The sequence below is a fragment of the Acinetobacter sp. 'aerobic (ED)' genome, assembly GCF_904886855.1.
Taxonomy (GTDB): domain Bacteria; phylum Pseudomonadota; class Gammaproteobacteria; order Pseudomonadales; family Moraxellaceae; genus Acinetobacter; species Acinetobacter courvalinii.
Window position 1 is genome coordinate 80,562 of the sequence record NZ_CAJHGI010000001.1, and the last position, 25,318, is coordinate 105,879.

27 protein-coding genes are annotated in these 25,318 nt (G+C 41.0%); 16 read left to right on the top strand and 11 right to left on the bottom strand.

Annotated elements, in window-relative coordinates; genetic code table 11:
- The first annotated feature begins 50 nt into the window (after positions 1-50).
- From JO943_RS00375 to JO943_RS00395, 5 genes are all read left to right on the top strand, one after another.
- Positions 51-1,469, top strand: coding sequence for an NAD(P)/FAD-dependent oxidoreductase (locus JO943_RS00375; protein WP_202739656.1), 1,419 nt, complete (start codon positions 51-53; stop codon positions 1,467-1,469).
- Between the two features lie 180 nt (positions 1,470-1,649).
- A complete protein-coding gene (locus tag JO943_RS00380) occupies positions 1,650-1,811 on the top strand; it encodes a hypothetical protein (protein WP_005229928.1) in 162 nt (53 codons plus the stop codon).
- Between the two features lie 172 nt (positions 1,812-1,983).
- A complete protein-coding gene (locus JO943_RS00385) occupies positions 1,984-2,340 on the top strand; it encodes a hypothetical protein (RefSeq protein WP_227614380.1) in 357 nt (118 codons plus the stop codon).
- 152 nt (positions 2,341-2,492) lie between these two features.
- Complete coding sequence (locus tag JO943_RS00390) at positions 2,493-2,927, top strand: DUF333 domain-containing protein (RefSeq protein ID WP_005285230.1); 435 nt, start codon at positions 2,493-2,495, stop codon at positions 2,925-2,927.
- 186 nt (positions 2,928-3,113) lie between these two features.
- Entirely contained in the window at positions 3,114-3,686 is a 573-nt protein-coding gene (locus JO943_RS00395; protein WP_005285233.1) for an FxsA family protein, read from the top strand.
- Between the two features lie 46 nt (positions 3,687-3,732).
- Here JO943_RS00395 and JO943_RS00400 read toward each other — a convergent pair whose 3' ends face one another.
- Positions 3,733-3,915 (bottom strand): hypothetical protein, encoded by a 183-nt coding sequence (locus JO943_RS00400; protein ID WP_202739657.1) that lies wholly within the window; start codon positions 3,913-3,915, stop codon positions 3,733-3,735.
- 242 nt (positions 3,916-4,157) lie between these two features.
- Here JO943_RS00400 and JO943_RS00405 point away from each other — a divergent pair, with 242 nt between their 5' ends.
- A complete protein-coding gene (locus JO943_RS00405; RefSeq protein WP_005229937.1) occupies positions 4,158-4,415 on the top strand; it encodes a hypothetical protein in 258 nt (85 codons plus the stop codon).
- Positions 4,416-4,468: 53 nt separating this feature from the next.
- Here JO943_RS00405 and metK read toward each other — a convergent pair whose 3' ends face one another.
- Entirely contained in the window at positions 4,469-5,635 is a 1,167-nt protein-coding gene (gene metK, locus JO943_RS00410; protein WP_004771809.1) for a methionine adenosyltransferase, read from the bottom strand.
- 383 nt (positions 5,636-6,018) lie between these two features.
- Here metK and tkt point away from each other — a divergent pair, with 383 nt between their 5' ends.
- Both tkt and JO943_RS00420 read left to right on the top strand, forming a co-directional pair.
- A complete protein-coding gene (gene tkt, locus JO943_RS00415) occupies positions 6,019-8,007 on the top strand; it encodes a transketolase (protein ID WP_199950180.1) in 1,989 nt (662 codons plus the stop codon).
- 182 nt (positions 8,008-8,189) lie between these two features.
- Positions 8,190-8,462, top strand: coding sequence for a hypothetical protein (locus JO943_RS00420; RefSeq protein ID WP_202739658.1), 273 nt, complete (start codon positions 8,190-8,192; stop codon positions 8,460-8,462).
- 169 nt (positions 8,463-8,631) lie between these two features.
- Here JO943_RS00420 and JO943_RS00425 read toward each other — a convergent pair whose 3' ends face one another.
- Positions 8,632-9,042, bottom strand: coding sequence for an OsmC family protein (locus JO943_RS00425; protein ID WP_199972683.1), 411 nt, complete (start codon positions 9,040-9,042; stop codon positions 8,632-8,634).
- Positions 9,043-9,267: 225 nt separating this feature from the next.
- On the opposite strand from JO943_RS00425, the gene JO943_RS00430 reads away from it, so the two are divergent.
- Complete coding sequence (locus JO943_RS00430; RefSeq protein ID WP_202739659.1) at positions 9,268-9,846, top strand: YceI family protein; 579 nt, start codon at positions 9,268-9,270, stop codon at positions 9,844-9,846.
- Positions 9,847-9,982: 136 nt separating this feature from the next.
- Here JO943_RS00430 and JO943_RS00435 read toward each other — a convergent pair whose 3' ends face one another.
- Positions 9,983-10,660 (bottom strand): LexA family protein, encoded by a 678-nt coding sequence (locus JO943_RS00435; RefSeq protein ID WP_202739660.1) that lies wholly within the window; start codon positions 10,658-10,660, stop codon positions 9,983-9,985.
- Between the two features lie 136 nt (positions 10,661-10,796).
- Between JO943_RS00435 and JO943_RS00440 the strand changes: the two genes are divergently transcribed.
- The 5 genes from JO943_RS00440 to JO943_RS00460 all read left to right on the top strand — a co-directional run bounded on the left by JO943_RS00440 (position 10,797) and on the right by JO943_RS00460 (position 14,513).
- The gene (locus tag JO943_RS00440; RefSeq protein WP_202739661.1) at positions 10,797-11,201 is read left to right on the top strand and encodes a hypothetical protein; all 405 of its coding nucleotides are present in this window, start codon (positions 10,797-10,799) and stop codon (positions 11,199-11,201) included.
- A 162-nt stretch (positions 11,202-11,363) separates the two neighbouring features.
- On the top strand, positions 11,364-11,912 hold the full coding sequence (locus tag JO943_RS00445) for a hypothetical protein (protein WP_032872198.1): 549 nt from the start codon (positions 11,364-11,366) through the stop codon (positions 11,910-11,912).
- 202 nt (positions 11,913-12,114) lie between these two features.
- Positions 12,115-13,329, top strand: a complete 1,215-nt coding sequence (locus tag JO943_RS00450) for a hypothetical protein (RefSeq protein WP_202739662.1) — start codon at positions 12,115-12,117, stop codon at positions 13,327-13,329.
- A 179-nt stretch (positions 13,330-13,508) separates the two neighbouring features.
- Positions 13,509-13,904: a hypothetical protein gene (locus JO943_RS00455; protein WP_005229953.1), complete on the top strand. Its 396-nt coding sequence runs from the start codon at positions 13,509-13,511 to the stop codon at positions 13,902-13,904.
- Positions 13,905-13,964: 60 nt separating this feature from the next.
- Positions 13,965-14,513, top strand: coding sequence for a hypothetical protein (locus JO943_RS00460; RefSeq protein ID WP_202739663.1), 549 nt, complete (start codon positions 13,965-13,967; stop codon positions 14,511-14,513).
- Positions 14,514-14,595: 82 nt separating this feature from the next.
- Here the strand turns inward: JO943_RS00460 and JO943_RS00465 are convergent, their stop codons facing one another.
- Both JO943_RS00465 and JO943_RS00470 read right to left on the bottom strand, forming a co-directional pair.
- A complete protein-coding gene (locus JO943_RS00465; RefSeq protein ID WP_202739664.1) occupies positions 14,596-15,102 on the bottom strand; it encodes a GNAT family N-acetyltransferase in 507 nt (168 codons plus the stop codon).
- A gap of 139 nt (positions 15,103-15,241) precedes the next feature.
- Entirely contained in the window at positions 15,242-15,775 is a 534-nt protein-coding gene (locus JO943_RS00470) for a lecithin retinol acyltransferase family protein (protein ID WP_199972699.1), read from the bottom strand.
- Positions 15,776-15,945: 170 nt separating this feature from the next.
- Here JO943_RS00470 and JO943_RS00475 point away from each other — a divergent pair, with 170 nt between their 5' ends.
- On the top strand, positions 15,946-16,683 hold the full coding sequence (locus tag JO943_RS00475; RefSeq protein ID WP_005229960.1) for a phosphodiester glycosidase family protein: 738 nt from the start codon (positions 15,946-15,948) through the stop codon (positions 16,681-16,683).
- A gap of 44 nt (positions 16,684-16,727) precedes the next feature.
- Here the strand turns inward: JO943_RS00475 and JO943_RS00480 are convergent, their stop codons facing one another.
- From JO943_RS00480 to putA, 4 genes are all read right to left on the bottom strand, one after another.
- On the bottom strand, positions 16,728-16,955 hold the full coding sequence (locus JO943_RS00480) for a hypothetical protein (protein WP_004653128.1): 228 nt from the start codon (positions 16,953-16,955) through the stop codon (positions 16,728-16,730).
- 249 nt (positions 16,956-17,204) lie between these two features.
- Positions 17,205-18,290 (bottom strand): tRNA (uridine(54)-C5)-methyltransferase TrmA, encoded by a 1,086-nt coding sequence (gene trmA / locus JO943_RS00485; RefSeq protein ID WP_005229962.1) that lies wholly within the window; start codon positions 18,288-18,290, stop codon positions 17,205-17,207.
- Between the two features lie 83 nt (positions 18,291-18,373).
- Entirely contained in the window at positions 18,374-18,856 is a 483-nt protein-coding gene (locus JO943_RS00490; protein ID WP_199972703.1) for a GrpB family protein, read from the bottom strand.
- A 119-nt stretch (positions 18,857-18,975) separates the two neighbouring features.
- Complete coding sequence (gene putA, locus JO943_RS00495) at positions 18,976-22,737, bottom strand: trifunctional transcriptional regulator/proline dehydrogenase/L-glutamate gamma-semialdehyde dehydrogenase (RefSeq protein WP_202739665.1); 3,762 nt, start codon at positions 22,735-22,737, stop codon at positions 18,976-18,978.
- A gap of 120 nt (positions 22,738-22,857) precedes the next feature.
- Between putA and JO943_RS00500 the strand changes: the two genes are divergently transcribed.
- The gene (locus JO943_RS00500) at positions 22,858-23,349 is read left to right on the top strand and encodes an Lrp/AsnC ligand binding domain-containing protein (protein WP_005229968.1); all 492 of its coding nucleotides are present in this window, start codon (positions 22,858-22,860) and stop codon (positions 23,347-23,349) included.
- A gap of 43 nt (positions 23,350-23,392) precedes the next feature.
- Here the strand turns inward: JO943_RS00500 and putP are convergent, their stop codons facing one another.
- A complete protein-coding gene (gene putP, locus JO943_RS00505; RefSeq protein WP_005285301.1) occupies positions 23,393-24,889 on the bottom strand; it encodes a sodium/proline symporter PutP in 1,497 nt (498 codons plus the stop codon).
- Positions 24,890-25,318 lie beyond the last annotated feature (429 nt).

A 25,318-nucleotide genomic window follows, 5' to 3' on the forward strand; every position in this document is an offset into this window, starting at 1 on the left:
ACCTTATCTTATTGTGAAGTAAGAAAATTTATTTTTTGGGTGAATTTCAAATGTTTAACGGTATTAATAAACCAATCCATTTAGATGATGTGGTCTTTAAGGAAAGTAAAGCATCTCAAAATTCGAATGAGTGGAGCTGGGTCAATCCTAAGCATGGGGAATTTGAACATCCAGCCAATTATTATGAGAGTTCTTTGGACGACTGGCATATCTTTGATGCACTCAATTCGGACCAAGTATGTGATGTTGTGGTGATTGGTGGGGGCTTATTGGGCGCTTCGGCAGCATTGCATTTGTCGGAACAGGGCGTGGATACGATTCTGGTGGAGAAAAACCGCATCGGTTCATCTGCATCTGGCCGAAATGGTGGGCAACTCACACCTGGTTTGGCCCGTTGGGAAGCTGAAGAAATGATCAAGCGTTTTAACTATGAAGATGCGAAAAAGCTTTGGCATTTTACCTCTACCGAGGCAATGTCATTAATTGACCAGATCAGTGAAAAATATGATGTTGAGCTGGCGCGTAAGCGTGGACATATTACCGCTGCGGTACATGAAGGGCATCTTATTGCTTTGACGCAAGGCGCAGACGCCAGAAAGTATTTAGGTGAAAACAACACCACGGTGATGGGCGAATATGAACTGAAACAATTGATTAAATCTGACCTGTATAAAGGTGGACTGGTCGATGATTTGGGTGGTCATATCCAGCCGTTGGCTTTAAACCGTGCTTTGATACATGGCTTTTGTAAAAATGGCGGTCAAGTATTCGAGCAGACCGAAGTATTGTCTATTTCTGAGCAGGCTGACGGGGTCTATGTCAATACGAGCGGCGGTACCATCAAAGCGCGTAAAAGCGTTGTGATTGCCGTGCATCATAATGCTTTTAAATTGCTGCCTGAGAAAAAACAGACAGCGGTTCCATTTTATACTTATATTGCGGTGACCGCACCTTTGGAGGTGCCGTTGACCGAGTTATTACCTCAGGATCATCCGGTCTATGATACGCAGTTGCAGATTGACTATTATCGTGGCGTTTCGAAAAACCGTTTATTATTTGGGGGGCAAGGAACCGGCACCAGCTGGAGCGTAGGGCGTATCAATCAGTATTTGCTGGGCCGAACTCATAAAGTATTTCCGCAGCTCAACCAGGTAGAGATGGACTTCTGCTGGAGTGGTGTCAGTGATCTGACCGTAAACGGGGCGACGGATAACCGTAAATTTGGAGAAAAATATCCAATTTATGCAGTGCACGGCTGGAGTGGTCATGGTGTGGCTCAAACCGTAAGGATCGGTAAGGCCATTGCGGATGATTTTTCTGGTTTAAATACCGATTATGCAATGCTCACCAAAATCCAGCATAGCGATATTTTATTTGGGCGTTTGCTGGCACCGCTGGCGATTCCAATGTCAAAAGGCTGGTATGGTATGACAGGCATGTTGAATCCCGGGAAAATGGTCTCTTTCTAAATATTGATCTATCTTGTCCCTAAAAAGTGCCTCTTATCTAGAGGCACTTTGCATCTTGGTTTTGTAATGTTGGGCTATGGAACAGGGCCGTATAAAAATCCATTAATGAATCTGGCTAGATTTTATGCTTTAGTAAAATGCACTGGGTGTGCTAGGCTTGATAAAAAAAGAGATCAGCTCATGGATATCATACAAGTCAAAGATTTTCCGGCATTCACTGGCTATACTGAAGCGATTCTGGCAATGGACGCGTGGATTAATACGCGACCTTATTTCTATATCATCAAAGAGCACTATTTGGTCGATGAGGCGATTCGGTTGGAATATATTATTATCCAATAATCATAATCAGGATTTGAGAAAAAGGAGATTCTGTTTTGAATCATGATGCAAGAATAGATTCATTCTGGGAGGATGTGAACATAGCTGATCAAAACAAAGTGACGTATTTGTTAGAAATGTTTGAGGTGGTGTTCAGCAAAATGAGACGGATACACTTGAATTTGTAGTCGATGTGGCATTTAAAATAGAGAATCTGGAAATCAGAGCTTCGGCACTAAATCATTTATTATTGTTGGATGGACATGACCAGCACCAAATGATAACCAAAGAATTGCAAGGTCTTGCTCATCCATCAAGCGTCGCAATTATTGCCAGAATCCTTGAACAGGATTTTAAGCGTTTTGAATATACTGCTTCTGACGATGGTGTTATTGCAAAATGGTTTAGTCATGCTTTAGCAGATATTGGTACGCTAGATGCAATGGCTGTGTTAAAGCGCTATGCACAAAGTCAAAATCAAGACATTGCGCAGGAAATGCAATATCGCTTAAGAAAAATAGCAAATAAACAAAAAATTATAGGCAGATGAGTAGGCCGGAAAGTTAAAGCCTTTAAAAGGCTTATAAGTACTTTTAAAAAATTATGAATCGAATATAAGTTTGCATCTTGTTTCAAATCATTGACATAAAAAGTTAAGTTATTTTGTTATCTTTGCTTTTTCACTTTATCAGAATTCAAATTATGAAAAAGATCTTACTTTTAGGTGCAATTGTGGCTTCATTAGCAGCGTGTTCAGCAACTCCAAATAAAGATATGACGCCACCAAAAATTGGTATGCCTAACCCAGCAAGTAAATTCTGCGTAGACCAGGGTGGACAACTGGAAATCCGCAATGAAGCCAATGGTCAGGTGGGTTATTGCAAATTACCAAATGGCCAGGTGGTTGAAGAATGGGAACTGTTCCGTGCAAGCCAGCCAAAATGTATCGCTGACGAAGCAACCAAGTTAATCGGTCAGTCGGGTTTAACAGAAGCACAGATTAAACAAAAAACCAAATCTGAAATTGTTCGCAGTGTGGGTCCAAACCAGCCTGTTACCATGGATTACCGTGAAAATCGTGTGACCGTAACGATTGATCCTCAATCGAAGAAAATTACCCAAGCAACTTGTGGCTAATTTTTAAAGACGCTTTGGGCTCTCAATTAGATCAAATTTAATTGGGAGCTTTTTTATACAAGCTTTTTTACAAGACTTGATAAATTTGAAAATGTACCCATCATTAACTTTATTGGGTTTATTTTATTTGTTGTGTCAGGATTGATTCATCAATATTGCACAAGGTTTTAATTTTAGAGATTTGACATGAATCTACTTCTTATCGTGGTATTTGGCACAATTGCCGAGGTTTTAGTCTGGATTGGCGTGGGTGACCTCGTTGGAAGTATGTGGTATGTCTTTTTCTGGTTCATCATCGCATTCTTTATTGGTTTAAACCTGTTGCGTTCAAGTGCTTCAACGATTATGCCGCAATTACAGCAAATGCAGATGACAGGTCAGTTGGGTGGTGATCCTGCTGTTACCAAGAAACTGGCACTTGCGATGGCAGGTTTCTTATTGATGATTCCTGGTTTGATTTCTGATGTGTTGGCAGTATTGGTCTTGATTCCACCAGTTCAAACCGCATTCCGCAATGCCTTGATGAAAACTATGGCCAAACGTCAGCAAGCCATGATGGATAAAATGATGGGCGGTATGGGTGGCATGAGCGGTGGTGCAGCAGGGCAAAATCCGTTTGCTGATCTAATGCGCCAGATGCAAGATATGCAAAACCAGCAACAAGGTGGTGGTCAGCATCGGGACTCAACCATTATTGATGGTGAAGCACGTGAAGTAAAACCGGATCAGAAGCAAATTGAATTTAAAGATGTGAATTAATTCATTTCATTTTTATAAAAAGCACACTTTATTTGGTGTGCTTTTTTTATGTTTGATCTTTGGAGGTGGCTGGATCGGGTGATTCTGGATTGGTAGACGTAGCTGTTTCTTTGGAAGGCGGCTGATATTGGCTCGGTGGCAGGGTGGTCACCTCGTTTTCTGACTGTTGGTACTTGCGACTACGATTGGCGCGTTCGCGAAATCCACCTTTATTGATCAATTGGGCCATGCGTTACTCCACACTGCGTAAAATCTTATTTTATCAAATTACATGAAAGATCAAAATAAAATGAACAGCTTAATCATTGAGTCAAACTTAAGATTCTAATCAAATTGTCATAAAAATTTGTTAATTTGAATGTGTAGGTCAGAAAACGTGATTGAATTATGGTTTTTTTTCTCATAGGATAAAAGTGTGACATATGAGTATTTGTTGTAAAAAGAAAATAAAAAAATAAAGAGGAGGTATGAATGATGTTATATCAATATCATTGTGCATGTTGTGACAAGGTCGTTGCATCAACAGATAAAGAGTGCCCTTATTGTGGTTCTCAGCATATTCGCAGCCCGTATGGCATGTGGATGTTTTGTGTTGCTGCCTGTCTGGCAGTGGTGGTTGTGATTAAACTTGCACATTTATATAGTCAGCATCATCAAGAAGATCAGCCAGTGCAAAGCAATTCGCTACTGGAGATGTTCAAACAGGACAATACCAATTCGAATAAATAATTTCTGGGGCAATAAAAAAGCTCGCCATGGCGAGCTTTTTTACAGTAGCGGAATTACAGTCCAGCAGCATCCTTAAGGATGTCAACTTTATCGGTTTTTTCCCAGGTAAATGCAGAATCAGAACCTTCACGGCCAAAATGACCATAAGCTGCTGTTTGCTTATACATAGGTTGAATCAGATTCAACATACGGGTAATGCCGTATGGACGTAAGTCAAAATGTTCACGTACAAGTTGAACAATCAGCTCATCCGATACTTTACCGGTATTAAAAGTATTGATTGAAATCGAAGTCGGTTCAGCAACACCGATTGCATAGCTGACCTGAATTTCACATTTATCTGCCAAACCAGCTGCAACAATATTTTTTGCTACATAACGGCCCGCATAAGCAGCTGAACGGTCAACTTTTGATGGGTCTTTACCAGAGAAAGCACCACCACCATGACGCGCCATACCGCCATACGTATCTACAATAATTTTACGACCTGTTAAGCCACAGTCACCTACAGGACCGCCAATGACGAACATACCTGTCGGGTTGATATGGAACTTCGTGCCGGCATGGAACATTTCAGCAGGAATGATCGGTTTAACAATTTCTTCAATCACAGCTTCTTTTAACTGGATTTGAGAAATTTCAGGATCATGTTGCGTTGATAATACAACTGCATCTAAACGAACTGGTTTGCCATTTTCATAAGCAAAGGTCACCTGGCTCTTCGCATCTGGGCGTAACCACGGTAATGCACCTGAACGGCGTAATTCTGCTTGACGCTCCATTAAACGGTGTGCATAAGAGATTGGAGCAGGCATCAGCACATCAGTTTCACGGCTTGCATAACCGAACATCAAACCTTGGTCACCTGCACCTTGATCTTCTGGCTTCTGGCGATCAACACCTTGTGCAATCTCAGGAGACTGTTTACCGATCATGTTGATCACGGCACAAGTTGAACCATCGAAACCTAAATCAGAATGGTGATAACCGATTCCATTGACGGTTTGACGTACAATCGCTTCAAAGTCCACATTTGCTGTCGTTGTGATTTCACCAGCAAGAACAACCGCACCTGTTTTTACTAATGTTTCACAAGCGACACGCGCATACGGGTCTTCTCTTAGGATTGCATCTAAAATTGCATCGCTAATTTGGTCAGCCATTTTATCTGGATGACCTTCGCTTACAGATTCTGAAGTAAAAACAGCATACTCGCGCATGAACGTCCTATCATTGGTATTTTCAAAAAGACAGAGTATGTTACATCGACTTGGCGCATAGGACTAGCACAAGCTGACTAAAAAGCGTGAATTTATTTCATTTTCATGATGTTTTTATTGATATGTGTATCAGGGAAATTGATATTTATAGTTTTTGATATGAATAAATCTGTAATTTACTGTTTAAATTTTTTACAAGAAAGCACAGGCGCCGCCTATCGTATGAACATTTACACATTTAATGTTAAATGATTGCGTGAAAAACAAGAAATATCGTGTATTGGACTTTACCCCTTGGCGTTTTTTTAAGACAATAGTCTCAGTTTTTGAAAGATGATTTCTCATCTTCTCTCATCTTATTTGATTTAATCGGATTCTGACTTATGACAACCCCTTTAAATGAACGTCGTATTGCAAACGCAATTCGTGTCTTGGCAATGGATGCTGTGCAACAAGCAAACTCAGGGCATCCAGGTGCACCAATGGGGATGGCAGATATCGCTGACGTAGTTTGGCGTGAATTTTTAAATCATAACCCGACCAACCCGCAATGGGCGAACCGCGACCGTTTTGTGTTGTCGAATGGTCATGGCTCAATGTTGCAATATGCCTTATTGCATTTGACTGGTTATGATTTATCTATTGAAGATTTAAAACAGTTCCGTCAATTACATTCTAAAACACCGGGCCACCCTGAATATGGTTATGCACCTGGTATTGAAACTACAACTGGTCCATTGGGTCAGGGGATTGCCAATGCAGTCGGTTTTGCGCTGGCTGAAAAAACGTTGGCTGCACAGTTCAACAAAGATGGCTTAAATGTTGTTGATCACTTCACTTACTGCTTCCTTGGCGATGGCTGCTTGATGGAAGGTATTTCTCACGAAGTATGTTCACTTGCAGGCACATTAGGTCTGGGTAAGCTAATCGCATACTACGATGACAATGGTATCTCGATCGATGGTGAGGTTGAAGGCTGGTTCAGCGATGATACCGAACAACGTTTTAAAGCTTATGGTTGGCAAGTGCTTCGTGTAGATGGTCATGACGCTGATGCAATTCGTCAAGCCACTGTAGAAGCGAAAGCTGAAAGCAATAAACCAACTATCATTATCTGTAAAACAGTGATTGGTTTGGGTTCACCAAATAAACAAGGTAAAGAAGACTGTCACGGTGCACCACTCGGTAAAGACGAAATCGTTTTAACCCGTGAAGCATTAGGCTGGAAAGAAGATTCATTTGTTATCCCAGAAGATGTTTATGCAGCTTGGGATGCAAAAGCAAAAGGTCAAAGCTCTGAAGCAGCTTGGAATGAATTGTTTGCTCAATACCAAGCAAAATATCCAACTGAAGCAGCAGAATTATTACGCCGTATCAATGGTGATTTACCTGCTGAATTTGCTGCTCAAGCAGATGCTTTCATTGCTGAAACCAATGCTAAAGCTGAAACCATTGCAACACGTAAAGCAAGCCAAAATACGCTACAAGCGTTCGGTCCATTACTTCCTGAATTATTAGGTGGTTCGGCTGACTTGGCGGGCTCTAACCTGACACTTTGGAAAGGTTGCCAAGGCGTTCAAGAAAACCCAGCGGGTAACTACGTGTACTATGGTGTGCGTGAATTCGGTATGACTGCAATCGCGAACGGTGTGGCTTTACACGGTGGTTTCGTTCCTTACGTTGCAACATTCTTGATGTTTATGGAATATGCGCGTAATGCAGTACGTATGTCTGCATTGATGAAGCAACGTGTGATTCATGTGTATACGCATGACTCAATCGGTTTGGGTGAAGATGGTCCTACGCATCAGCCAATCGAACAAATTGCATCATTACGCGGTACACCAAACTTAAATACTTGGCGTCCATGTGATACGGTTGAAGCAGCTGTTTCTTGGAAATCTGCACTTCAACGTAAAGAAGGCCCATCTGCGTTAATTTTCTCTCGTCAAAACTTGCCATTCCAAGCACGTAATGAAGCTCAAATTCAAAACGTGGCGAAAGGTGGTTATGTACTTGCTGAAGAGAAAGGTGAGTTGAAAGCAATCATTATTGCAACAGGCTCTGAAGTTTCATTGGCAATGGAAGCATATGCACAACTTGAAGGTGTGCGTGTCGTGTCTATGCCATGTGCCGAAGAGTTTATGAAGCAAGATGCTGCATATCGTGAAGCGGTATTGCCTGCGCATATCCGTGCACGTGTAGCGGTTGAAGCGGCTCATGTAGACTACTGGTGGAAGTTTGTTGGTTTAGACGGCAAAGTGATCGGTATGACCACTTACGGCGAATCTGCGCCAGCAAAAGACTTGTTCCAGTTCTTCGGTATTACCACTGAAGCGGTTGTTGCTGCAGTTAAAGAATTGACTGCTTAATTGAATTAAGTGGTATAAAAAAGCGTCCTGATTCAGGGCGCTTTTTTTATGATGTGACACAGGAGTAAAAAGAAAAATGAGACGATTTGCTTGGTTGAATATAGTTAATTAGTTTAATTAATTATATTGAATCTATATAACCTAATGAAAATATCAATAATCCGTCGGAGGAAAATAATAATATGAATTTATTCGAAGCTTTAGTACAGATAGAAAAATATTCTGATGAAGAAACAATTTACTCAGCAAAACCATGGTCACTAAATTCAGAGACAATCATTATGATTGAACCAGATGAAGGGGGGCTCGAATTTACAGTGGATGGACGAGTATATAGTTACTTTCTAGAGATTTTCTTAGTTAAAGAGCTTTTAAGTGATTTAGCTGCAGAAAATTGCCTGTCTGCGGAAGGAATGGTATTTCGTATCATTCAATATGCTTATAATGATGCATAATTTTTTAAAAGCACACTAGCGAAAGTGTAGTTATCCTCAACTAAGGCAACATATTCTTTAAACAAAGTTGACTCTAGGTCGCAATTCTAGACCGGTTTAGGCCTAACCTGTTCTTGTGAAGAGAGGACTTGCTGAAACCTAAATTGACAACAAGTCTATTGATATAAGTTTACTCAATATTTAATTCACTCTGAATTGAAATATTTGAGGTCAATAATTTATGAATCGGGCAGCTTTCCGCAACTTTTAACAAACGTTTGTGCTGGTCTTCGGTAAATTCACCTTTTAAGATAATTTTACGTTCAATATTATTTTGACCTGATTCCGGTTCACCATTGGGATTTAAGGCTAAATCCACCTGCACATGCTCAAGCTTGATGCCTTTGTGATTGGCATACATTTCTAAGGTAATGGTCGTACAGGCACCTAAAGCCGAAAGTAACAGCTGAACTGGGTTCGGTGCAGTATCTTGACCGCCTTTATCGGCTGGCTCATCTGCATACCAGCTATGTCCAGAAGAATCTGTCAATGTAACGCGATAAGGTGTTGAAGTACTGAGTGCTTGAGCTGTATGTGTCATATTCTACCTTGTTGTTTATCTTTGAGAATTTAAATCTATATATGAACTGATCTTGTTATTTCTCAGATCAATTGTCGAGTAGCGGATAGTCTTATGATAGGCGTTTTACATAATAACTGTAACGCTTTTATTGTTGCATGGATGAAACATATCGTTTTATAAAGACTAGTGAATAAAAATACTTGATCTATACACTAATGGTTATATCAAACAAGGATACCAAAAATGCAATTTAAAACATTAAGCCTCGGTTTAGCAGTCGCTTTAGCTAGTTCTATAACGTTGGCTGCACCAGTCGATTATAAAATTGATCCAACACATACTGCGACCGTATTCAGCTGGAACCACTTTGGTTTCTCTACACCAAGTGCAAACTTCACTGATATTCAGGGTACAATTAAAGTTGATAATGCAAAACCTGCAAACTCATCAGTTGAAGTGACGATTCCTTTAAGCAGTGTCAATACTAATGTGCCTGCTTTGGACAAGGAGTTTCAAGAAGAAGCATGGTTTAATGCTGCAAAATATCCAAACATTACTTTCAAAAGTACTAAGGTAGAAACCAAAGACAAGAAACACTTTAAAATTACAGGTGATTTGACTGTGAAAGGTGTAACTAAACCTGTGGTATTAGATGCTGTACTGAATAAACAAGGCGAGCATCCAATGGCAAAAGTACCTGCAATTGGCTTTAATGCAACGACCAGCTTTAACCGTTCAGCATTTGGTATTGGAAATTATGTGCCTAATGTGGGTGATAAGATCACTGTGAATATTACAACTGAAGCAACTGCTGCAAAGTAATATCGAAATTGATCAAAAAGCCTGAATGACCAGCTCATTCAGGCTTTTTTATTTGCTTATTATTCATGTTTTATTATTAGTTTTCTAATATTTATTTATTATCAGAATACTAATTTTTTATACTAATACGTGACTATTAACTGTGTTTTATCTTTGAACGACGTTTGGATTGGTAAATATAACGAATCGAGTCGACCACTTCACCCACGAAAATACATTCTTCATCCAAGGGAATAATATTCGGTTTAAATTCCGGATTAAGCGCCTGTAAATATCTCGAATTATCAGGCTCGATCACCAGTTTCTTGAAGGTGGCATCTTCATGTTTTCTCACCACAATCATGTCACCTGACTGCATATCACTATACTGAACGGTTGGATCAACCAGAATGTAATCACCTTCATGAAATACAGGGTAATTACTTAGACCTTGAACTTTAAGGTAAAAACACTGATCACAATCATCGGGTAGTGGTAACCATTCTTCAACCTGAGCCATATCAACAGCTTGCACATTGGTAAAAATACCGGCTTGTACCCATGACAATACTGGTGCCATCTTGGCCTGAACCGGAGAAATATTAATTGCATGTTCGGGCTGGGATGGATCTGGATCGGCTTGTCCTTGACCAGTTTGCAGCCAGTAAGCATCGACACCTAAGTATTTGGCGATAGAGGGAAGATGCGAGGATGAACTCACTAATCCTGTTTCCAGTTGACTCAAAGCGGACTGGGTTATTCCGACAGCGGCAACCACATCTTTTTGAGACTTCTTTGCTCTTTTTCTAGCTTCTTTGAGCCTATCTTTTAGCATTTCAATCGACCTGAATATTATTAAATTCAGAATATTAGCAAACTAATGTGAAGTCAAATTAGTATTCTTATTGATTTAATATTAGTTTGCTAATATTATGGTCATATTACTTAAATTTCAATGTGAGAGGTGGCGTATGAGCAAAGCAATAACTCCAAACATGCATATCAAACAAAACTTAAATGCTGAAATTGAAGCCTGGTTGGCAAAAGGCAATGCAATCACCCAGATTCAAACTAAATTTCAGCCACGAAGAGTGGAATACAGTAAAAAACTAAAAGCAATGCGACTGGAAGATGAGCAGAAACAGCTCAAAAAACAAAAGCGTATCGACAATCAAGCAACGCAGCAACAGATTACGATGCTCAGCAACTGGCTCAATCAACACAAGGGTAGAGCCAAGGCCTTGGTTGAAGTGCTCGGCTGTGCGCATAGCTATATTTCTCAAATCAAGAGCTTTACCCGGCCATGTAGCAAGAGCCGATTTGAAGAAATCAAACAGGCCATGCACTGTGTGGAGCAAACAGAAAAATATCATTAGTTCAAAGATGGAAAGAGACAGCAAGGTAGCGTCAGGTCGTAAATAAAGTCATTGAATGCTAAAGCAAGCATGAACATGATAATTCAAGATGGTAAAGGATCTATTACTTGAGGGACAACATAGATCATGCCAGAAAAATAAATAATGTGATGAGGTGAAAATATGAATGCGATGGTAACTAAATTTGAAAAATTTGAATGGTTAACACATGGTTTAACGGTAAGTTCTCCAGGTTTTGATCCTTATGTGCGTGGCACAGGCGAGCGTTTAAGCTATCAGGATCGTTTAGGTGCGATTGCTGCAATGGATACGCAGTTGGCCAAGTCCGTGACCGCATTGATTGTGTTTGAAAATAAGTCAGCTACAGATTATGACTATGTCCGTCAGCATTTGGCAGATATTTTTATTAAACAGGCTGAACGAGATAAAAAGCGTGAACCAGAACGGATTGCCATGTATCACTTGGCCTGGTTGGTATCTCGAATGGTGCTGGATTTCGTTTTAAACCCGGAACTGGAAGAAAATTACACAGCGAAAGGACGTTTGGCCTATGCTGGAATTCATCGCCATCAACTTAATGTAGAGAGCTATCGAAAGACCTGGAAAACTTATGAAAATCTGATGGTTAAAGCATTAGAGTCAGCTATTGAAGAAGCAGAAATCGTGATTGAACAATATCGTAAAAACACTTACAAAAATATGCATAACTAAGGATTCCATTATTTCGGAAAGCACGCTATAGTTTTACTATACTGGTCGTATTAAAGATTAAATATGACAAAGCTTGAAGCTCATCAATAGATGGGCTTTTTTGTTGCCTAATGAAAACTCGGTTCCGTCATGGAGACCGAGTTTTTTATGTCTAAAACCTGGAATTGGTTTGAAATTTATAAAGAATTTGAGGTATTTGAAAATGAAGAGTACAAATAATATTAGCTATTTAAACCAAGATTTAACGCGTTTTTCTCCCGCTGCTATTGTCCCGTCTTGTATGCAGATCACACCAGATGCGGGGGGTGTGTCCTTAATGGAATCTAATCCATATCTAGGTACCTTAACAGTAGTCGAAGATATGCAGGAACCCGCTCTTAGTTATGATGATTATCAGCTCATCCAGTCAGGCAATATGCTTGCTGTGTCTGAAGCTAGATTTATACCGGATATTGCGCTCATTCGACCTGTCCGCATGCAGGGTCTTATTGCACCGCTACAGGGCAATCGTGATTACAAAATCAGCATCGGTGAACAGGCAGAAACTTTAATCCTTTTTAAACACGGACAAGATCATGTCACGATCAGTATAGAGGGCAAAAGAGTGTCAATGTTCAGTAGTACTGATTTACCCATCACCCTAAATGATTTTAATAAAATCGAGAATCTGGTGATTCGGGTAACAGCAAACGCTGTACAGTTGTTAAAAATCAATGATAAGACTGTCCATACACAGGCCTATCATTTAGATATGGATTTCGAATATGTGCAACTGGAGGCAACTGAACTACCTTATGATCTGTCCAATGTCTTTATCCAGTTTGGATGGGCCGAACAACTCACCAAGGCACCGTTCTTATCGGCCTATTTTCAGGTATGTCAGGGGAAATTTTCCTTGAGTAACTCAAATGCATCTCAGCATGCTTTTATGCTTGCTGGACTTGCCTATCCACCAGAAAGAAAGCTGATTGCTGATCAGGTGAAACAGGGATTTGTCATTTACAGTTTGTTTGTGGATGAGAAGTTCACGGTGATATTAGGGGATTATGGCAGTATGGATAATGTCACTTTTACGCAAGATGAGCCTTGTTTAAATCCAGTTGTCACTTTTGAAATCACAGGCAAGCATTCGATGAATGTCTATATTGATGGAAAACTGATGGGGAGCTGGGTTTCAAGTCATGGATTAGAGTTACCAGAATTTTATCAAGTTATTGCATTGGATGGACTGACTCAACTGGATTTTGACTTAAGAGCAGCCTATGCAGCAGTTGGAAAAGAGATCTATGCTGTAAACACAAACAATGCAAAAAATTATGACACAGTGCATAAATACAAGCTTTCGCCTAAGCGAATGAGAACAGGTCATTATTTACCTTTTTCTCATTCGCAGTATTTGCCGCTTTATCCATTGTGACTTTTTTAATGAGTTGGCCTCCCACACGGGAGGTTTTTTTATAGATAAAACATGTGCTGTGATAGGAAGTGAATAACAAGAGTGATGACTTCAACAAGGATAAGTCGGCTGCTTGATAAAATTATCTTATTTAAATAATGCCCTGCATCGCTCAGGGCTTTTCTTTTTGGAGGAGGAAAATGGTAGACCTCGTTTCAGCGGGTGCAGACATTGCAGCCGCAATAAAATCTTATGGTGTGTTTTTTATTATCTTGATGGCACTCACTTTCATGCTTTTGGCCTGGATTGTTGTTGTGATGACACGGTTGCCAAAATCTAGGCGTGAGTGGGTGGTTTCATTAATTTCTACTTCGGTCGGAAGCATTGCGGGTGGTGGTTTTGTGATTCAGCATTTTGATTTGCAAGACTGGAGTAAGAATATGTTTGGCGCATTTGCCCTGGGTGGCTTGTATTTCCTATGTGGCTTACCTGTGTGGGCACTCATTCGCTGGACTTTTAACTACATCAACGCAAGAGAGGATTCAACGATTCTAGATGTTGCAAGAGAAGTAAAAGACTTTAAAGACAAATTTTAAATAATAACTTCAGTTCAATGCCGCCTTCGGGCGGTTTTTTATTATAAAGAGGAAAAGAACATGACAATTACACAAGATGGTTTTGATATTTTACGCGAAAAATTTGGCAAGTTGGCACAATCTCAGGTCGATGGCATTAACTTTCTTGTCTCGGTACTGGCTGAAGATACGGCCATTATAACCACGCAGGCGGCTTATATCTTGGCAACGGCTTGGCATGAAACAGCGAAAACCATGCAGCCAGTGATCGAGTACGGCTCTGAAAAATATCTAAAGTCTAAGCAATATTATCCCTATATTGGTTATGGCTACGTGCAACTGACATGGTTGGCAAACTATAAACGCATGGGCGATTACTTAAAAATTGATTTAGTCAAAAATCCAAAATTGGCTTTACAGGCTGATATCGCGGCCCGTGTCATGATTGTCGGTATGAAAAAGGGCATGTTCACAGGTAAAAGACTTTCTGATTACATCAATCAGCATAAAAAGAATTATGTGGGCGCACGCTATATTGTCAATGGAACAGATAAAGCTGAACTGATTGCGAGCTATGCCGAAATCTTTGAACAGGCTTTAGAAGCTTCTGAAGAGCTTGTTTGTGATTAAGTGACTATTCAATCTATTCGCTTTGGAATTCTATAATCACAAATAAAAGCGCTCAGCTTTAACTGAAGCTGAGCGCTTAAGACTATGCGGTCGCATTAAATGCTTCTGCATAAACCACATCGCCGTGAGGCATTTTATCCGTGAAACAAAGGATCTGGAAATACACTGAAGGAACACCTTGCAAAACAAGTTCTGGCTTCGCTTTAAAGCCGAAGCGAGCATAATAGTCAGGATCGCCGAGTAAAACACAGCCAGCAGCTTTTAACATTTTCAATTTGTCTAAACCCGCATGGATCAGTTGAGAGCCAATCCCTTGATTTTGAAATTCAGGTTGTACAGAAACAGGGCCTAAACCGTACCAATCCGTTGTTCCATCCGAGATCGAAACAGGAGAAAACGCAATATGCCCAATAATTTGGCCTTCATATTCAGCGACTAGCGATACGGTCAATTGTTGAGAATTGCGTAAAGCATTCACAATAAACTGCTCTGTATGACTGGAGTATTCTATATCTTTGAAAGCCGCTTGAGTGAGTTTAAAAATATGGGGAATATCAGATGGTTGTTCATTTCGAATCGATATATTCATTATGATCTCTTGCGGATTGTTGAACCAAAAGCTTGAGCTTAATTTAAGCTGGAATGATTTGGTGATGGGTACGAGATAGCTTAAAGGGAACAGTTAAAAATCAATAAGGTACTCTACCTACAATGTTTTAAAAATCATTTTATTTCTTGGAATGCTTTTCTTTGAGCTGTAAGTAAGCTGGAACCGATTTTTTGGCTTGATGGCGCAGCAGTATTTTAATGTATAACACGATTGCAAAGCATGCAGTTGCTACAGTAAGCATCAACCCATTCATATAACTCATGACCGAGCTGACATAACCGATCGTGGCTAAACGGCGTTGCATGCGTTCGACCTGAGTACTGGATTCAACACCAGTAATCGCCCAGGTACATAAGTGTTCACAGTTGTTAATGATGAGATGGTAGTGATTTTCATGCATGCGTGAGCGCATACGCCGTACTACGGTTCTGGCCTTGTAGCGCGGGGAGTGATAGTCCCTGATATAAATAGGCTTTCCTCGCGCAAAACGCTGGATAGAGGTCATTTCAATCGGATGCTTTTTAAAGATATGGGCAAAACCGGAATAATGAATGACTCGGCCACGTCCTGCATAAATGCCGTGGTGACTATAACCAAAGTGTTTTACGATCAGATGGGCGCCAATTGGAAAGCGCGGATGTTTTTGCTGCATGTTGATACAAGGTTATTGTATTTACACGCTTATTTTAGTGAAAAAATGTGAATCAATCGAGCTTATTTATGCACTCAATCCGATGATTATGTGTGGAGTTTGTATCCGTCATTCAGCATGATTTGCTGTTGTGAGAAAATAGCCAGATCTCATCTTAAATATATCGAATAATGAAAAGCTGGTTACTGTTCGCCTTTACATTTTTAGCTGTTCCTTCCGCATATGCGATGCAGCAGCAAGCCATTCAATTTAATCAAAACAGCTACGATGTCATTAAAGTCGACCATCTGGATCAACTGGAATTATTTTTAAAAAATCCTGAAAGCAATCACTACTATCAAAAGTTTGCAACTTTACAAAAAGCATTACCGGCTTGTGCCCAACTCAATTTTGCCATGAATGCGGGAATGTATCATGCTGACTTTCAGCCCGTCGGATTATATGTCGAACAGGGCAAAGAGCTGCGTCAGTTAAATCAGGCGAAAGGTTTTGGTAATTTTTTTATGCAACCGAATGGAGTTGTGGCGTGGAATGATCGCCGTGCCGTCATCAAAACCACGACTGATTATGCACATTCAGGTTTTCAGGCACAGTTTGCGACCCAGTCAGGGCCGATGCTGGTCTATCAGGGTAAAATCAATGATCAATTTTTACCAGACTCAACTTCACTTAAAATCAGAAATGGGGTGGGCATAAAAAATAATGAGCTGTATTTTGTGATTTCACAACAACGGGTGAGTTTTTACCAGTTTGCGCAGTTTTTTAAGCAACAGTTGAAAATAGATCATGCGTTATATCTGGATGGGTCGATTTCAAGTGTGTATTCAACACAGAGCAAACGCCATGATAAGCGATTTAATCTGGGACCGATGGTGGCAGAAGTGAATCGGGAACAGTGTAAATCTTGATGACACCCTCATCTCCTGATTTTAAGGAGATGAGGGGCTTATTTTTATTGAATCGGTGGTTTGATCATCGCAAGTAATTCTTTGCGGCTATAACCCCGAGAAATCAGTACTTTCTTAATGCCTTTAATGACATCCTCATCTGTTGCTTTGACTAAAGCATCGAGTAGCTGTTCATTGGTTTTGCAAGAACAATCGTTTTCCACGCAAGAAGTCTGGTTCTTGTGTTCGTTATATTGTTCGTCTGCATTGAACAATTTTTGCCAAAAACTCATAGAGCCTTCATTAACAACCTAACATAGCTCGAAATATAGCCACTTTAAAATAAAATACAAGTCAGCTTAAGTGATAAAAGCAGCAGTTGAACTTCAATTTTTTCGATGAGTCTGCTCATCTCAAACGAAATTATGACGGTATCATGACTTGACCTTTGAAAAATATCACTTTTTTATCCCTATACTTTGAGCAAAAATAAAGGGTTATTGAAACCCTTTATAATTTATTGTTACGTTGAAATAATTTGTTTAAATCTTCTCAAGTAAAACACCCGACTCAACATGATGGGTAAAAGGGAACTGATCGAACATAGCGAACTTCACAATGCGATGGGTTTGAGTCAGTGTGTTGAGGTTGTCATGCAGGGTGTCCGGATTACATGAGATATAGAGAATACGCTTGAATCCCTGTAGCAGTTTCAGCGTTTCATCATCAATGCCTGCACGTGGCGGATCGACGAAAACTGTATCGAAGTCATAGCTTTGAATATCAATTTCAGCTTCTTGCAGGCGTCTAAACTCACGTTCGCCCTGATACGCTTGGGTAAACTCTTCCGCAGATAAACGCGCCACCTGAATATTCTCAATCTGGTTTTGCTCAATATTCCATTGCGCCGCATAAACCGAAGATTTTGCCAGCTCAGTGGCAAGGACACGATTGAATTTTAAAGACAACGGTAGGGTAAAGTTACCATTACCACAATACAATTCTAAAAGATCTTGTTGAGATCCTTGTGCAGCATCACATGCCCATTCCAGCATATACTGGCACACTTGTGCATTCGGCTGGGTAAAACTGCTTTCAATTTGTTTGTATTTAAAAGTACGACCATGAACATTGAGCTGCTCAACCACATAGTCATCGCCAATAATCACTTTTTGGCCACGGCTACGGCCCATGATCTTGATATTCAGTTTTTCTGCTAACGTTTTTGCTGCCGTTTCCCATTCTGCATCCAGTTTACGGTGATAAATCAGCGTAACCAGCATTTCTCCGCTTAATGTTGCAAGAAAATCCGCTTCAAAAATACGTTGCGATAGAATCGGTACTGCTTTTAATTCTTCTAATAGACGCGGCATCAAGTCATTGATGCTTTGATCTGCAATCGGAAACTCATCTACACGAACAACTTCTTTTTGCTTTCCATCTTCAGCACGTTCAAACATGGCATAGAACAGATCATCTTCGGTATGCCAGAGACGGAATTCGGCACGCATACGGAAATGTTGTTCGGGCGATTGAAACACTTCTAAAGCTGGTGGATTGAACGGGGCAAATTGTGCGGTGATTCGTTCAACTTTCTCTTGAAGTTGCTGCTGGTAAGAGATGGTCATAAACAAGAAAACTATAGGTGAAATCTAAACAGGAATGGTATCAAAAAAAGTGCTACAAGGTGCAGGGAAATTATCAAATTTGCTTATTTGTAAGCTGGATGGGGATTCAGCACATTCTGTATAAATAATGCTTTAATCTGACGATACTGCTCTGGTGAAGTACCTGAACAACTTTGTTTGAGTTGATTGTATTGCTGAACCAGCTCTGGGTGACGTTGTAGTTGATCCCGAAAAGTAAGAAAATTTTGAAATTCCGAGCCCGTCACAACGATTTGCAAGGCGACATCATGCGCTTGTGACTGCAGCATACATAGCTCATGGGTACGTAATGTATCAGGCTTTTCTTTAAAATTAAGTTGTTGTAAATCTTTAATGGCATCTAAAAACTGTTGAGCGGGGACTTCAATATAAATATCCAGATCACCCTTTGAAATTGTATTGGGGATCGCGGATGAGCCAATATGTTCAACAATGGCAAAAGGGATAAGCTGCCTGATCTTTGTTTTATAATCTTCAAAAAGCTGGTCACAGTGAGGTTGATATTCAGTAGCGGGGAAAAATTGCATCTCCAAGTTCTCATTTTTATAATTGCAATAAAGATCAACTAAAACATATTAAAAAACCCGAACCATGTAAACATGATTCGGGTCAGTGAGAGACTTAATATCTCTCGAAAAGGCGAATATTAGTCTTCAGATAAAGTCATCAAGCTTGCGTTACCGCCAGCTGCAGCTGTATTCACGCTGATGGCACGTTCAATCACAAGTCGCTCTAAAGGAATCTGCTCATTGGCTTGCAGCTGGGTAATGCCAACAATCGCACCTGAACGGGCAGCAACTTTAGTTTGCAAATCTTGCAACTGTTCAACAGAACCATGATGAAGCACGGCATCAAAGGCATCTTTTTCAACACTTGAAATCACAGTGATTGCGTCCAAGACATCTTTTGGTAAAGACGCTTTGTGTTTTACCAAGAATGCATTGTCTTTCAATACCGCAGCTGTACTGCTCACTGCGAAAATCGCAAGCAATTGTTGAAGCTGGCTAGCATCATCATTGGCAATCGAAAGCACACGATGACGAGGCAGGATAATGTACTGGTTACTTTCGCCAGTCGGACCTTGCAACTCGTAGAATTTACCTACGCCAAATGCTGGAATTGTCGGTACTGCTTGAGCCATGTGTTGTTTTGCCCAAGCCAGCAAGCTTTGGTAAGCCACATTGGATACGGCATCAAACTGAGAGATTTCAGCTTTCACCGCAAATGGGGTTGCCAATACTTTCTCTGAACAATGCTCCATCAAACGGTACATATAAAGTGGACCACCAGCTTTCGGACCAGTACCAGACAAGCCTTCACCACCAAACGGTTGTACACCTACCACTGCGCCGACGATGTTACGGTTGATGTATAAGTTACCCACTTCAGCACGTTGAATCACCGTATTAATGGTTTCATCGATACGGGTATGTAGACCCATGGTCAAGCCGTAACCTTTGGCATTGATACGATCGATCAACTGCTCAAGTTCACCGTACTTATACGTGATGATGTGTAGTACAGGACCAAATACTTCACGCTCAAGGTCATCAAGGTTTGGTAATTCGATTGCTGTTGGCGGAACGAAAGTACCTTGTGCAAGTGCCTGTTGGCTTGCAGCATCGTTGAACATCAATTGATGAACAGGGTAACCCTTAGATTTCATCTTTTGAATGTGCGTATCGATGGTTTGTTTCGCTTCAGTATCGATCACAGGACCAATGTCGGTTTTTAAGATCGCAGGGTTGCCGACAATCAACTGTTGCATCGCACCTTTCAACATTTTGATGACGGTTGCAGCGCTGTCTTCTTGTACACATAAGATACGAAGTGCAGAACAACGTTGACCGGCACTGTCGAATGCAGAACTGACAACATCGAGAACCACTTGTTCAGTCAGTGCAGAAGAGTCTACGATCATCGCATTTTGACCACCGGTTTCCGCGATTAACGGAATAGGTTGACCATTTGGAGATAAACGTTTTGCCACCGTTTTTTGCAAGATTTTTGCAACTTCAGTCGAACCTGTGAACATGATGCCTTGGATGCGGTCATCCTGGCTCAATTGCGCACCGACTGTTTCACCACGGCCTGGAACAAGCTGTACAGCGCCGTGTGGCACGCCAGCTTCCCAAAGCATTTGCACCGCTTGTGCTGCAATGAGTGGTGTTTGTTCAGCCGGTTTGGCAATAACACAGTTACCGCTTACCAATGCAGCTGCAATCTGACCAGAGAAAATTGCAAGAGGGAAGTTCCATGGGCTGATACACAATACGGTACCTAATGGCTTCACCTGTGCATTTGCAGGCAGGTTTTCAATTTGAGTTGCATAATAGCGTAGGAAATCGACCGCTTCACGAACTTCTGCAATCGCATTGGCATAGGTTTTACCACTTTCGCGGCAAAGTAAAACCATCAACTCTTGAATACGGGCTTCCATCAAGCCAGCAGCACGTTTTAAGCAAGCAGCACGCTCAACTTTATCAGTTACAGCCCAACTTTGTTCAGCTTGTACCGCAGCTTCTAAGGCCAGTTGTACATCAGCGCTGGTTGCTTCATTGACATATCCGACAACTTTACTGTTTTGTGCAGGGTTTGTAATTGCAAGCGCATTACTTTCATCGTGTACTGCTGATTCAAAACCAAGTAAAGGGCCACTTTTCCAAATCTGGTTACGTAACTTCTGTGCGGTCGCATCCAAGTCTGCTAATGGTTGATCATTATTGAGATCAAAGCCACTTGAGTTTGGACGTAATGGATAAAGATCATGCGGAAGCGGAATCGCTGGGTGTTTTAAACCAAGCTGACCTTCATCTTTCGCTGAAGTTTGAATATCTTTGATTGGAGATTGAATTAAATCTTCAACTTTTAAAGTTTTATCCGCAATACGGTTGACGAATGAAGTGTTGGCACCATTTTCGAGTAAACGACGAACCAAGTAAGCCAATAAAGTTTCATGGTTACCTACAGGTGCGTAAACACGACATGGCACACCAAGCTTATTGTCTTCTTTAGAGCCAACCACTTGCTCGTACAATGGCTCACCCATACCGTGCAAGCATTGGAACTCGTATTGGCCAGGGTAATACTTGCTTGGATCAGCCAAGTTGTAAATCGTTGCAAGTGATTGTGCATTGTGCGTCGCAAACTGCGGATACACTTGATCTGGAGCAGCAAGTAATTTTTTCGCACACGCAATGTAAGACAAGTCAGTGTGAACTTTACGGGTAAACACAGGGTAGTCGGTCATGCCATCGATTTGCGCTTTCTTGATTTCGCTATCCCAATACGCACCTTTCACCAAACGGATCATCAGGCGTTTGTTACTGCGTTTTGCAAGATCAACGATGTAATCAACCACATAGAAACAGCGTTTCTGGTAGGCCTGAATCACGAAACCAATACCTTTCCAGTTGGCAAGTTTCGGTTCGAAACATAGGCGTTCAAGCAATTCAAGCGAGATTTCCAAGCGCTCAGATTCTTCAGCATCGATGTTTAAACCGATATCGTATTGTTTTGCCAAGCACGCCAGTTCAAAAACTTTGTTGTAAAGTTCATGATGAACACGGTCAATTTGCGCACGTTGGTAACGTGGGTGCAATGCAGAAAGCTTGATTGAGATACCGGGGCCGTCATAGACACCACGACCGTTCGATGCTTTACCAATGGCATGAATGGCTTGGGTGTAGTCGTTGTAATAACGCTCAGCATCATGTTCAGTTAGGGCAGCTTCACCCAACATGTCGTATGAGTAGCGGAAACCCTTGTGCTCAAATGGTTTCGCATGTTCAAGCGCTTCGCCAATAGTTTCGCCGGTAACGAATTGCTCGCCCATCATACGCATAGCAACGTCAACGGCTTTACGGATGATACCGCGACCACTGCGTGCCAAGAGGCCAGTTAAGACACTTGATAAACTGGTTTGCTTCGGCGTTTCCATCAACTTACCAGTTAACATCAAACCCCAGGCAGCGGCATTGACGAACATCAGGTTACTTTGACCAACGTGTTCTTTCCAGTTGCCTTGGTTGATTTTGTCACGGATCAATAAATCACGCGTTGCAGTATCTGGAATACGAAGCAAAGCTTCTGCCAAACACATCAGTGCTACACCTTCTTGTGAAGAAAGTGAAAATTCTTGAAGTAAACCTTGAACGATACCAGCTTTACCCGCTGAACTTTTACGCTCACGCAAATTGTGCGCTAAGCTAAATGCGAGCTCATAAATTTTATGGTCAAGTTCAGGGGAAATGTTGGCTGCTTCAGCAAGTACAGCGACTGCTTCAGGCTCTGCACGGCGCCATGCCGTATTGATGCGTTGCTCAAACTCACTTTTTTCTTTAAATTCGGTGATATAACCGTCTGCGTGAGCTGTGTCCATTTGTGCGGGAGTATCCAATGTATTCATGCTAAATTCCAATAACAATCTCTAAAACATATTGAGCAGAGAGGTTTAGATAATTTATGATTACAGAATAAATCCCGAGTAACTCACTATAATTTGCTTATTTTTTAGAGGAAAATTCAGTTGAATGGCCCTATTTATACATTAGATCGAACTGATCTGAAAATTCTGGATATTCTTCAAACAGATGGAAGGATTTCCAATAGTAAATTGGCGGAACTCGTTAACCTGTCACCGACTGCAGTGATGGCGCGCGTGCAGAAATTGACGAAGGATGAGTTTATCTTGGGGTATGAGGCGAAACTGAATCCGAATAAGCTCAATGCCAATTTTCTGGTCTTTGTGGAAGTGCTGTTGGATAAGACCACACCGCATGTACTGGATGATTTTATTGACGCAGTCACGCAGTATCCTGAAATCGTGGAATGTCATATGGTCAGTGGCGGTTTTGATTTTCTGATTAAATTGCGTAGCGCGGGGATGGAGGAATTCCGTCGCATTGCAGGACAGATTTTATGGCAGTTGCCAGGGGTGAAGGAAACCCGTAGTTATCCGGTGATGCAGGTCGTGAAAGACAGCTCGAAAATAAAAATTAAATCACGGACAAAATTTTAAATAAAAAAAGGGGCTCGAAAGCCCCTTAAATTTTTCAGCAAAATTATTTCATTTCGCGTGCATAAATTTCATCAGCTTGTTCGAAGCGGCTGGTTACAGCAGCATTTGGCGCTTTACCAAGCAAGCTCACCACCACAATACTGATCAAGGCGAAAACGAAGCCCGGAATAATTTCGTAGATGCCTGTAGCACCGAAGAAGTTTTTCCAAAGGATAACGGTTACAGCACCCACAACCATACCTGCCAATGCGCCGTTCAGGGTCATACGCTTCCAGAACAATGAAAGAATAATCAATGGACCGAATGCTGCACCAAAACCAGCCCAGGCGTAAGCAACGAGACCAAGCACTTTACTGTCTGGGTTCTGAGCAAGCACCAGTGCAAGCATTGCAACTGCAAGTACCATGGCACGACCAATCCAAACCAGTTCTTTTTGTGACGCGTTTTTACGGATAAAGCCTTTGTACAAATCTTCAGTTAACGCACTCGAACAGACCAGTAACTGACAGCTCAAGGTACTCATGACTGCCGATAAAATTGCAGCAAGAATGACGCCTACAACCCAAGGGTTGAATAAGATCTTGGTTAATTCCATGAACACAGTTTCAGGGTTAGCTGTTACTGCTGCCGCAAATTCAGGATGCATTTGGAAGTATGCAATACCGATAAAGCCTGAACCGACTGCACCCGCCAAGCATAAAACCATCCAGGTCATACCAATACGGCGAGCCGCTGGAATTGATTTCACAGAATCAGCAGCCATGAAGCGAACCAGAATGTGTGGTTGACCAAAATAGCCTAAGCCCCATGCAGCTGCAGAAAGAATCGCAACAACACTTAAGTTTGTCGCAAAATCAAAAGCATGTGGGCGAACACTTTCAACAACAGCGGTAAATTCTTCCATGCCGATACCTAAAGACATGTAGGTCACAATTGGCAGGAGTAATAATGCGAAAATCATTAAGCCAGCTTGGAAGGTATCGGTCCAGCTGATCGCAAGGAAGCCACCGATACAAACATAGCCGATGGTTGCAAATGCACCGATCCATAATGCTGTGCTATACGGCAATTGGAATAATGTTTCAAACAAACGTGCGCCAGCGACCATGCCAGAAGCACAATAAATTGCGAAAAATACCAGAATAATCAATGCAGAAGTGACGCGTAAGATTTTCTTCTGGTCATCAAAACGACCAGTAAAATAATCAGGTAAGGTGAGGGCATTGTTTTGTACTTCGGTATGGACACGTAAACGCCCAGCCACCAAATACCAGTTCAGCCATGCACCGATAATCAAACCGATCGCAATCCACGATTCAGATAAACCCGTTAAGTAAATAGCGCCAGGTAGGCCCATGAGTAACCAACCGCTCATGTCTGATGCACCCGCAGATAATGCGGTTACAAAACTGCCTAAACTTCGGCCTCCAAGAATATAATCATCAAGATTTTTAGTAGAAAAATAGGCGTATAAACCGATGCCAAGCATGGCCAGGATATACACCACGAATACAACAACTGTGGGATTCGAAAAATTCATAATGGATGCCTGTCCTTACATATCCATAATTTGCAATCACAACTGAATAGCTAAAAAAATGAATGACTATTCTTGGGATTGATAAGGTCACAGATTCAAGCACAAATGATTTTTAAAATACTGTTATGTTTATGTATTTTATTTGTATATTTTATGTAATTTAAAATAACTCTATGAATATTAATTTTTTTATTGAAAAAAGCGCGTTTTTTTTCATCAAAAATGCTCGGGTTGATGATTGAAATTTACGCACAATGTTTTCAAAAGTTACAATTTATAAAAAGTACAGATGTAGATTAAATTGAAGCAGTCAAAAACTAGGCAAAAATATTGACACATGATGTTACAAAGGTAATCAGCCAGAGAAATTTGACATTAAAAAAATATAATGTTGAGCCCTTTTCTACACAAAAAAGTAGCAGAAATTTT